The following is an 8,954-nucleotide window of genomic DNA, read 5'->3' on the forward strand; positions in this document are numbered from 1 at the left end:
ATGGCCGCTCCATGTGGATTCGACCCAACAATTTTTTACGAAGCTTGATGAAGAAGGCTTCATCCATACCGAATCGGTGGAGTTGTGGTATTCACCGCAGTTGGAACGCTTCCTGCCCGACCGCTATGTGAAAGGGACCTGTCCCAAGTGCGGCTATACCGACGCCAACGGCGACGAGTGTGAGGCGTGCGGCGCTCAATATGCGGCGCAGGAACTGCTCGCCCCCCGTTCCAATGTGCCCGGCGACAATTCCATGCCCGTGCTCCGTCAATCGCGCCATTGGTTTTTGGATTTGCCCCGATTTTCCGACAAACTCAAACAATGGCTCGACAGCCATCCCGAATGGCGCGCCAATGTAAAAGGAATCGCCTACGGGTGGGTCAACGACTTACGGTCCCGCTGTATCACCCGAGACACCGATTGGGGCGTGCCCATTCCCGTAGCAGATCCCGACGCCGCCGACAAACGTATCTATGTGTGGTTCGATGCGCCCATTGGCTACGTGACCAATACGCGGCAGTGGGGCATAGACCGCTTGGGCGATACAGACGCATGGCGTCCGTGGTGGAAAGACGAACAGACCCGGATGATCCATTTTATAGGCAAGGACAATGTGCCTTTTCACGCGGTCATTTTCCCTGCCATGCTCATGGGTCAGGAAGACTATATTCTGCCCGACACCGTGGTCGGCAACGAGTATCTAAATATTTTTAACAGGCAGACCGGTCAGTCGGAAAAGGGCTCTAAATCGCGGGGCAATATGATCAGCGTCCGTTGGGCATTGGAATATTTATCGACCGATGCTTTGCGCTATTATCTCTGTGCCATTGCACCGGAGAGCAAAGATGCCGATTTCGATTGGGACGAATTCATGAACCGCTACAACGGCGAACAATGCGACGTAGTCGGTAATTTTATTCATCGTTCCATGACGATGACGACAAAGCATTTCGATCAGGCAGTGCCCCGTCCCGGCGCTTTAGAAGCCGGCGATGAGGCGATCCTCGCCGCGATGAAAACACAAATGGACAGTATCGCTGAGTCCTTGGAAAACTTTAGGTTTCGCCAAGCACTGGAACGCTATATTGAACTGGGCCGAAAAGCGAATGTTTATTTCAACGAACGACAGCCTTGGGTGACCCGAAAAACAGATCTCGAACGGACAGGGACGACCCTCTATATATGCTGTCAGCTGGTGAAGGCTTTGTGTTATGCCATGATGCCTTTCCTGCCCGATGGCGCGGCGCAAGTGGCGGCACTGTTGCGGCTGCCCTTGCCCGACGGCGGCCCCCAAGGGGGCACGGATCTTTGGAAAGAAGCGCTCACGCCTTTGGAACCGGGACATGGGCTGGAGCTGCCCCGCGTTCTTTTCCCGAAACTTGAAGCAGACTATATTGAAGAATTGGCGCAGGCGCACCTTGAAGGGCACGCGTTTTAAAAGCCCCGCATGACGCGCCTATATCGCCTCATAAGCCGATAACCTAAAGGATAGGAAGAGCCTTTGTGAATCATGAAAGAACATTTTACACCCCTACCTCTACGGAACCGGACGCCCATGATCTTGTCTTTGACGCCTTCAATCAACTTGATGCTGAAAGTGCCCATGGGCGCCTCTACAGACTCGGTGCTGAAGCACTGAAAGATTCCGAATTATTGGAAATCCTTTTGCATCCGACCGACGCATCGATGAAAGAGGGCAGCTCCTACGAAAAGCTGACCGAAAAAATAGGCGGACTCCATCGAATGCGTGTATCTTCCGCAGAAGAATTGTGTCAGATCGGTTCTATCACGCCGATTCAAGCACTCATCATTAAGGCGGCTTTGGAATTGGGGAAGCGCGCCCTCTCCTACCGACGCATCCGAGAAAAACAAGTGACATCACCTCAGGATATCGTGAATTATTTGATGCCTGAATTACGCGCCTATGAGACGGAACGTTTTATTTGTGTCCAACTGGACACCAAGAATAAAATCATCAAATGGGATGAGATCAGTAAAGGAAGTATGGACGGTACCATGAGCATGCCTCGGGATGTGTTCCGACCCGTGATCCGCGACGGCGCACACGCGGTGATTGTCGTGCACAATCATCCCAGCGGCGATCCCAACCCCAGTCCTGCCGACATATCGGTTACACGCCGCCTCGCGCAGGCGGCAGCGCTCTTGGGCATCCGCTTTTTGGATCATATCATTATCGGTGACGGTCAGCATAGAAGTTTGAAAGACATGGGATTGATCGACGAGAAAAATAATGCCACCCTCACGTAGCGGTGGTATCGGTATAGGGAGAAAAAGAACATGGACGTTTCCTTTAGCGGATGGCGTGAGGGCTTGCCCCAGTATCTGCCTTTTTTTATCGTGGCGATTGTGGCAACAGTCGCGTTGCGCCACTTTGGTGTCACCTGGGCCGCGATTCCCTTTTGGCTCCTCGCCATTGGAACCATGCTCTTCTTCCGTGATTTCCCGCGTCATACAGAGGCGGAAGCAGGCGTGCTCCTATCACCGGCCGACGGGACGATCGTCGCCATTGAACAGCTAGACGAAAGTCCGCACTACGAGGGACCCAGTCAACGGATTTCCATTTTCATGTCCGTGTTTAATGTGCATGTGAACCGAGCGCCTTACGACGGGCAGGTGAGGGAGCTGCGTTATGCGCCGGGCAAATATAAAGATGCACGGGCGCCCGAATCGAGCCGCATCAATGAGTCCCATGCCTTGTGGCTGGACACCGATCACGGATTACTCACGATCCGCCAAATTTCAGGGGCAGTGGCAAGGCGTATTGTCTGCCGGGCGCAGCCGGGTAAGTCACTGAAACGGGGCGAAAGATTTGGTATGATAAAGTTCGGTTCTCGAGTTGAATTGTATATGCCCCCCGACACAGAAATTACTGTGGCGCTCGGCACCAAAACAAAAGCGGGCATCACCGCACTGGCAAAATTCCCATGCAACTAATTCCAAAAAAACACGACCGGCCGGCGAAGCTTCGGCGGTCCCGTATCAATGTCCTCGCAAGTGTCATGACCACCATGAATTTGTACATGGGCATTACAAGCATCCTCGCTTCCATTGGGCTCGAATTTCATTGGGCAGCCTCCTGCATTCTCATTGCCATTGTATTCGATATGCTCGATGGTTTCGTGGCGCGCATCACCCACAGTGAATCGGATTTCGGCAAAGAGTTGGACAGCCTTTGTGATGCCGTGTCTTTTGGCGTGGCGCCGGCCATTCTCGTATTCATGGCCTATATGCCCGCAGATACGCACCTGCCGCTCTCGCCGAGAACAGAATCCATCATCGGTATGACCGGATCCTATATGGCAATCCTCTACGTTATTTGCGCGATCTTGCGCCTGGCGCGATTCAACGTTTATCATGCGCGCCGACGCGATTACTTTGTCGGATTGCCTACACCCGCCGCCGCTGCCGTGTTGGCGACCTTTGTGCTCTTCCTCATCTACTTCGAACAGCCCCTGGGCAGACACGTCTTAGGCAGCCTCGCCTATGTGGGGCTCGGACCCACTGCCGTGCTCCTCGCCTTGCTCATGATTAGTCCCATCCTTTTCCCGAAAGACCGGTTCAAGGTTTTTTTGTTTCGACCGCAAAATGCTTTTCTAACCCTCGCCATATGCGCCGTGGGTCTGATCATTCTGCATTACGCTTTTGTAAAAAGTGTATCCCTCGTACTTTTTCCGCTGGCACTCTTCTATGTATTCTTTGGGATCGGCGATACCCTCTATGGCAGGCTCGCAGGCAGGGAAGACGCCTACGAACCCATGATGCCTGATCTGCCCCAAGACGATACATTGCATGAAGGGGTCATTACCGACTGCAGCTATTCACACGACGAGCACGAGGATAAAGAATCGTGTGCAGAATAAAAGACAGACAAAACCTTCTATGGCAGACCTGTAATGGGGCAGGCGCCGCGGCCTATCAAAGAGAGGGCAACACAGCGTAGCGATGGGCTTTACACAAGTGGGTGTGGGTAAAACAATACAGAGAAGGTTCCTTGAAAACAAGGCAATGGGCAGGACAGAAACGCGGCATAGGTATCGGAATGGACGTGCATTTTCCCGTGTCAGCCCTTGCCCAAACAGGGGGATCGGAAGTGGGTTAACCCATGGCGGCGAGGCCCGTTTAATCGAAGAACATAACAAAAAGAAAAAGTGAAAAAAAAAGCTTGACATTCAAGTCTTTTTAGTGTATCATTAAGCATAGATGCAGTGTCTGGAAAGTTGAAAGGAGTGTTTGTGTGGCTAAATCCCGCCATTGATTCTCTGGTGAATTCATGGCAGGGGTAAAGCCCGGAGATTTTGTTTTTGTAGCGTTTTACAACAGGTATTCTTAAAAGACAACAGGAGGATTTAGAAACCATGAAGAAAAAACATTTGCTGATTGCTGTGTTGCTGCTCGCCATGTCGACAATGGTGTATGCGCAAGACGACCCGCTGCCCTTCCCTCACGAGCCCCTTCTTGATGGCGACAGTGACTCGTGCCCGCCCGCACAAGACTACTATGGAAACCCCTTACCAACTGCACTTTCCGCCATGCCGAAGTTTAATCAATCCGAGGTAGGTAAGCCCATAAACTGGGCTCCGGTTGCGGGCGTCTTGGATTTTTGCGGCTTTGCCGACATGATCTTCTGCTCCTTAGGTGCACTTGAAGACCTCTTGGGCGACTTGGCCTATCTCGGTCCCATGCTCCAATGCATTAACCTGGATATCAATGGACCTTTAGATCTGGATGCAGATATTCCCGTAACGCCTAACGGCATCCCCGATGCCCTTTACGAACTGGGACTGCTGCAGGCGCTCTATAACCAAGGCGCCCCAGAGGTAATGGCTGCTTTCCAAGGCAATTTCACGGTACTTAAAGATCTCATTATTGATGCCCTTGTCGAGGGTGGATTTATTGCTGCGGCCGGTGGCCTTCCCAATCTTATTCCCAGCTTGGCCGGTATCCTTGGCGGTTTCGCCACTTTGGGTGATGCTGATACCAACGCTGCGCTGGATACGCTGCTGCTGCTCTTGTCCGATATTGGCTTAGAACCGCCCGAAGGTGGTATTCAGGCCATTACGGAAGCCATCCCTGCATTAGGTCCGAATGGCGACTATGATGGCGACGGTGCAACCAACGCCCAAGAATATGGCTATTTCGTGAACTTCCTCGAATATTCCGCCGATGAATATATCGCTGCGATCATGGATCCGGACCAAGTTCCTCCGAATCCTTTAGAACTCAATGTATCGCCTGCCGGCAAACGCGTACCTCTCGGCGCTGAAGTTGTCTTCTCCGTCTCCGTGAAACCCGGACAAGGTTCGGCAGTCGGCTATCAGTGGTTCAAAGATGGCGGCATCCTTGATGATGAAACAGGCAGCCAGCTTGTTATCCCCAATGCCCAAGTCAGCGACAGCGGTGTATACCGTGTAGACGTCGACATCGAAGCCAAAGACGTTGCTCAATACAGCATCACCTATACGCTCATTGTAGTGGATATGGCCGTGCCCGTAGGCAGCGCCCTTGGTCTCGTTGCTCTTGCCGGTGCCTGTGCTATGGCCGGTGTTGCCGGTCTGCGTCGCCGCAAATAAGCCTATGATGCTTTCGTACGCGGTTTATTAAAATGATTGTTAGGGTTGCGTGAATATCGGTAGTAAAGATGTTCACGCAACCCCTTTGTTTTTTAAGCGCAGGCAAGGGTTCCTCACTGCCGCCTTAAGTTTAAGCTTTCGGTCTCCTATAAGATTGAGCAGCACCGATTGTTCTTCCAAAGAAGAGCATGGGCCGGTGTTGTGACGGCAGTTGATCTATCATTATTACTTGGTTAGCAAGAAGGGAAGCGTGCGGTGATGCGAATGGCAAAAGACTCCCAAAATGGACGCAGCGGTCTGGTCTTGTTTATCCTGCTCTTTTTAGGGACAGCAGGCGGGCTGCTCGGCGGTGTGGGCTGCTATACATTCCTCTATGCGAAAGGCATCTCTTATTTAGGAGACGCCCCTGAAACCTGCGCCAACTGTCACGTCATGCAAGAGTATCTGGACGCTTGGATTAAGTCCAGCCACAAGCACGTTGCGGTCTGCAACGACTGCCATACGCCCCACAATTTCTTTGGCAAATATTTGGTGAAAGCAACCAATGGCTTTCATCATTCTTTGGCCTTTACCACCGGTTGGTTCCCGGATAATATACAGATCCGTGCGTCCAACCAACGGGTCACCGAAGGGGCGTGCAGGCATTGTCATGGTGATATTGTCACACAAATAGATTGTTTCGGACATGGTCCGCAGGCTTTGGATTGTCTGCGATGCCATGATACCGTGGGACACCTGAAATAACAGACGAGGAAGCGTGTATTTATGACTTTAGATTCAAGTGCATCCAAAAAGGAAGCCCGCCAAGGGCGCGGCTGGTTGGGTATCCTTATTGTTGTGGGCCTTATTGCCTTCGCTGCCGCTCTGGGCGTAACTGCGTTGTTGGTCAATATCTTCCAGCGCCAACAGGAGGCGCGCAATCCTTTTATGCGCGTCGTGGAAGTGACCAACGAAACCGTGGACCCCGCCATTTGGGGCATGAATTTCCCCATGCAATACGACCAATATAAACGGACCGTAGACATGGAGCGGACGCGCTTTGGCGGGAGCGAAGCCTTGCCTCATATGCCCGACGCTGACGATCCTCGGGATACGGTGGCAGGCAGTAAAATTGAACGGAACCCGCGGCTGAAACGTATGTGGGCAGGCTACTCTTTCGCCATTGATTATCGCGAAAAACGGGGTCACGCCTATATGCTGGAAGATCAAAGTTTCACCAAACGGCAGCAGGTGCAACAATATGGCAATTGCATGAATTGTCACGCGTCCATGTTTGCCGTGTATAACAGCCTGGGCAACGGGGACATGCAAGCCGGCTTTGAGAAAGTCAATACCATGACCTATCAAGAGGCGCGCAAGCTCGTTGAGCATCCTGTATCCTGTCTGGACTGTCATGATCCCGACACCATGGAATTGCGCATTAGCCGGCCCGCTTTCAAAACCGGTATACGGGCTTTGAAAGCTTCTCAAGGCATCGACGATTATGATGTCGATACTATGGCGACGCGCCAAGAAATGCGCGCCTTCATTTGTGCACAATGCCACGTGGAATATTATTTTGCGCCCGATGAGAGCCGCCGCCTTACCTTCCCTTGGTACAAAGGAACGCGGGGCGATGATATCATGGCGTACTACGATGAAATCGGCTTTACCGATTGGACGCAAGCCGATACGGGCGCCGCTATGCTGAAGGCACAGCACCCGGAATTCGAGACCTGGAGCCAAGGCACCCATGCCGCGGCGGGCGTCGCTTGCGCCGATTGTCATATGCCGTATATGCGTAAAGGCGCCTTAAAAATTTCCGATCACCATGTGCGCAGCCCCATGTTGAACATCAACAACGCCTGTCAGGGCTGTCACCGTGCGCCGGAAGAAGAACTGCGCGAACGGGTCGAACGTATCCAAGACCGTTCTGAAGAAATGGTGGGACAGGCCTTAGACGGACTGATGGAATATATTGATTCCATTCTCGCGGCAAAAGAAGCCGGTGTTGACGAAGCCATTTTGGAAGAAGCCTACAAGTGTCAACGTGCCGCTACCTTCCTTATCGATTTTGTGGAGGCGGAAAACTCGCAAGGCTTTCATGCGCCCCAGGAATCGGCACGAATCCTTTTCCGTGCCATGGATTACCTGCGCAAGGGCAATGTGCTCTTAGGCCGTCAGACTACCGCTGCCGCCCTTCCTGAGCCTAAGCCGGCACCGGCTGCAGAAGAGTCTGTGGAAGACGTGGAAGCCGCCCCGGAACTCACCTAAACACAAGACACACTAGAGATATCGAAGCCGCAGCTTTTTACAAAAGAGAAGCTGCGGCTTTTCTGATGGACCGGACGGATCGAAGCGTGCACAAGGAGGCAGGCGCCGGTACCGGACCAAGGTCTATGACACAGCGCTCTAATGACGCAAAAACCTCGGGCGTGACGCGTCGAAATACACGCCGCCATGGCGCAGCTATTTTCTGCGCACGTGGCTTCGCTATAATCCACATGCTGCTGAAGAGCTATGCTATACTAACATCGTTTTATGCGGGCAACTTGCCGGAAACCGTCACAGATAAAACCCTCGTTTGGTCTGTGTCATAGACAGTTCTGTTGTTCGTCAGTTTCGATTAAATCTATCAAGATAACGGAAGTCAGACCATGTCCTGGAATTTTGAAGAGGAACACGAACACGGACTCAGTGAGTTAGAGGCGCGCCGCCGCTTTTTGGAAGAGGGCGCCAATGAATTGCCTGCCTCCTCCAAACACCGCGTTTTTGATACGGTGCTTGAAGTGTTGCGCGAACCGATGTTCCTCATGCTGATGGCTTGCGGAATCCTCTATTTCTTTCTGGGCGAGCCCGTCGACGCGCTGTTGTTGCTGAGCTTTGTCTTTGTGATTATGACGATCACCATTGTGCAGGAACGGCGTACAGAGCGCGCGTTGGATAGTCTCCGCGACCTGTCCAGCCCGCGGGCGCTCGTGCTGCGCGAAGGGGTGCGGCGTCGTATCCCGGGCCGCGAAGTGGTCCGCGGCGACTGGATCCTGTTGGTGGAAGGGGATCGAGTTCCTGCCGATGCCATCCTTCGCCACGCGATCAATTTTAGTGCCGATGAGTCGTTATTGACAGGAGAATCTGTTCCCGTACGCAAGCGCGCAAGCTCAGAAGACGAAAAGGCCGCCCGCCCCGGCGGCGACGATTTACCTTTCATCTATTCCGGTGCTTTAATTACGAGCGGGCAGGGCGTGGCGGAGGTGATCGCCACGGGAAGTCGAACTGCTTTCGGTCAGATCGGCCGTTCCTTGGAATCGGTAACGCGGGAGGGTACAGCGCTGCAACGGGAAACGCGGCGTCTGGTCTATTATTTCACTATTTTCGGTCTGAGCA

8 protein-coding genes are annotated in these 8,954 nt (G+C 52.8%); all 8 read left to right on the forward strand.

Going from position 1 to position 8,954, the window contains the following annotated elements:
* A partial coding sequence (metG, locus tag GX117_01805; protein ID NLO32081.1) for a methionine--tRNA ligase occupies window positions 1–1,438 on the forward strand: 1,438 nt, incomplete at its 5' end.
* 65 nt (window positions 1,439–1,503) lie between these two features.
* A complete protein-coding gene (radC, locus tag GX117_01810) occupies window positions 1,504–2,268 on the forward strand; it encodes a DNA repair protein RadC (protein NLO32082.1) in 765 nt (254 codons plus the stop codon).
* 30 nt (window positions 2,269–2,298) lie between these two features.
* Window positions 2,299–2,955, forward strand: a complete 657-nt coding sequence (locus GX117_01815; protein NLO32083.1) for a phosphatidylserine decarboxylase family protein — start codon at window positions 2,299–2,301, stop codon at window positions 2,953–2,955.
* On the forward strand, window positions 2,946–3,881 hold the full coding sequence (gene pssA / locus GX117_01820; protein ID NLO32084.1) for a CDP-diacylglycerol--serine O-phosphatidyltransferase: 936 nt from the start codon (window positions 2,946–2,948) through the stop codon (window positions 3,879–3,881). The genes GX117_01815 and pssA overlap by 10 nt, the downstream gene beginning before the upstream one ends.
* A 495-nt stretch (window positions 3,882–4,376) precedes the next feature.
* Complete coding sequence (locus GX117_01825) at window positions 4,377–5,591, forward strand: immunoglobulin domain-containing protein (GenBank protein NLO32085.1); 1,215 nt, start codon at window positions 4,377–4,379, stop codon at window positions 5,589–5,591.
* A gap of 264 nt (window positions 5,592–5,855) precedes the next feature.
* Window positions 5,856–6,335 carry a cytochrome c nitrite reductase small subunit gene (gene nrfH / locus GX117_01830; GenBank protein ID NLO32086.1) on the forward strand — a complete coding sequence of 160 codons (480 nt, stop codon included), beginning with the start codon at window positions 5,856–5,858 and terminating at the stop codon, window positions 6,333–6,335.
* A 21-nt stretch (window positions 6,336–6,356) separates the two neighbouring features.
* Window positions 6,357–7,844 carry an ammonia-forming cytochrome c nitrite reductase subunit c552 gene (locus GX117_01835; GenBank protein NLO32087.1) on the forward strand — a complete coding sequence of 496 codons (1,488 nt, stop codon included), beginning with the start codon at window positions 6,357–6,359 and terminating at the stop codon, window positions 7,842–7,844.
* A gap of 383 nt (window positions 7,845–8,227) precedes the next feature.
* Window positions 8,228–8,954 (forward strand): ATPase (locus GX117_01840; GenBank protein ID NLO32088.1); only part of this gene is annotated, 727 nt, incomplete at its 3' end.

The organism is Candidatus Hydrogenedentota bacterium (genome assembly GCA_012523015.1).
Taxonomy (GTDB): Bacteria; Hydrogenedentota; Hydrogenedentia; order Hydrogenedentales; family CAITNO01; genus JAAYBJ01.

Coding starts and splice junctions, on each gene's coding strand:
- GX117_01815 (NLO32083.1), top strand. CDS start 2,299: ATGGACGTTTCCTTTAGCGGATGGCGTGAGGGCTTGCCCCAGTATCTG.
- nrfH (NLO32086.1), top strand. CDS start 5,856: ATGGCAAAAGACTCCCAAAATGGACGCAGCGGTCTGGTCTTGTTTATC.
- pssA (NLO32084.1), top strand. CDS start 2,946: ATGCAACTAATTCCAAAAAAACACGACCGGCCGGCGAAGCTTCGGCGG.
- GX117_01825 (NLO32085.1), top strand. CDS start 4,377: ATGAAGAAAAAACATTTGCTGATTGCTGTGTTGCTGCTCGCCATGTCG.
- GX117_01835 (NLO32087.1), top strand. CDS start 6,357: ATGACTTTAGATTCAAGTGCATCCAAAAAGGAAGCCCGCCAAGGGCGC.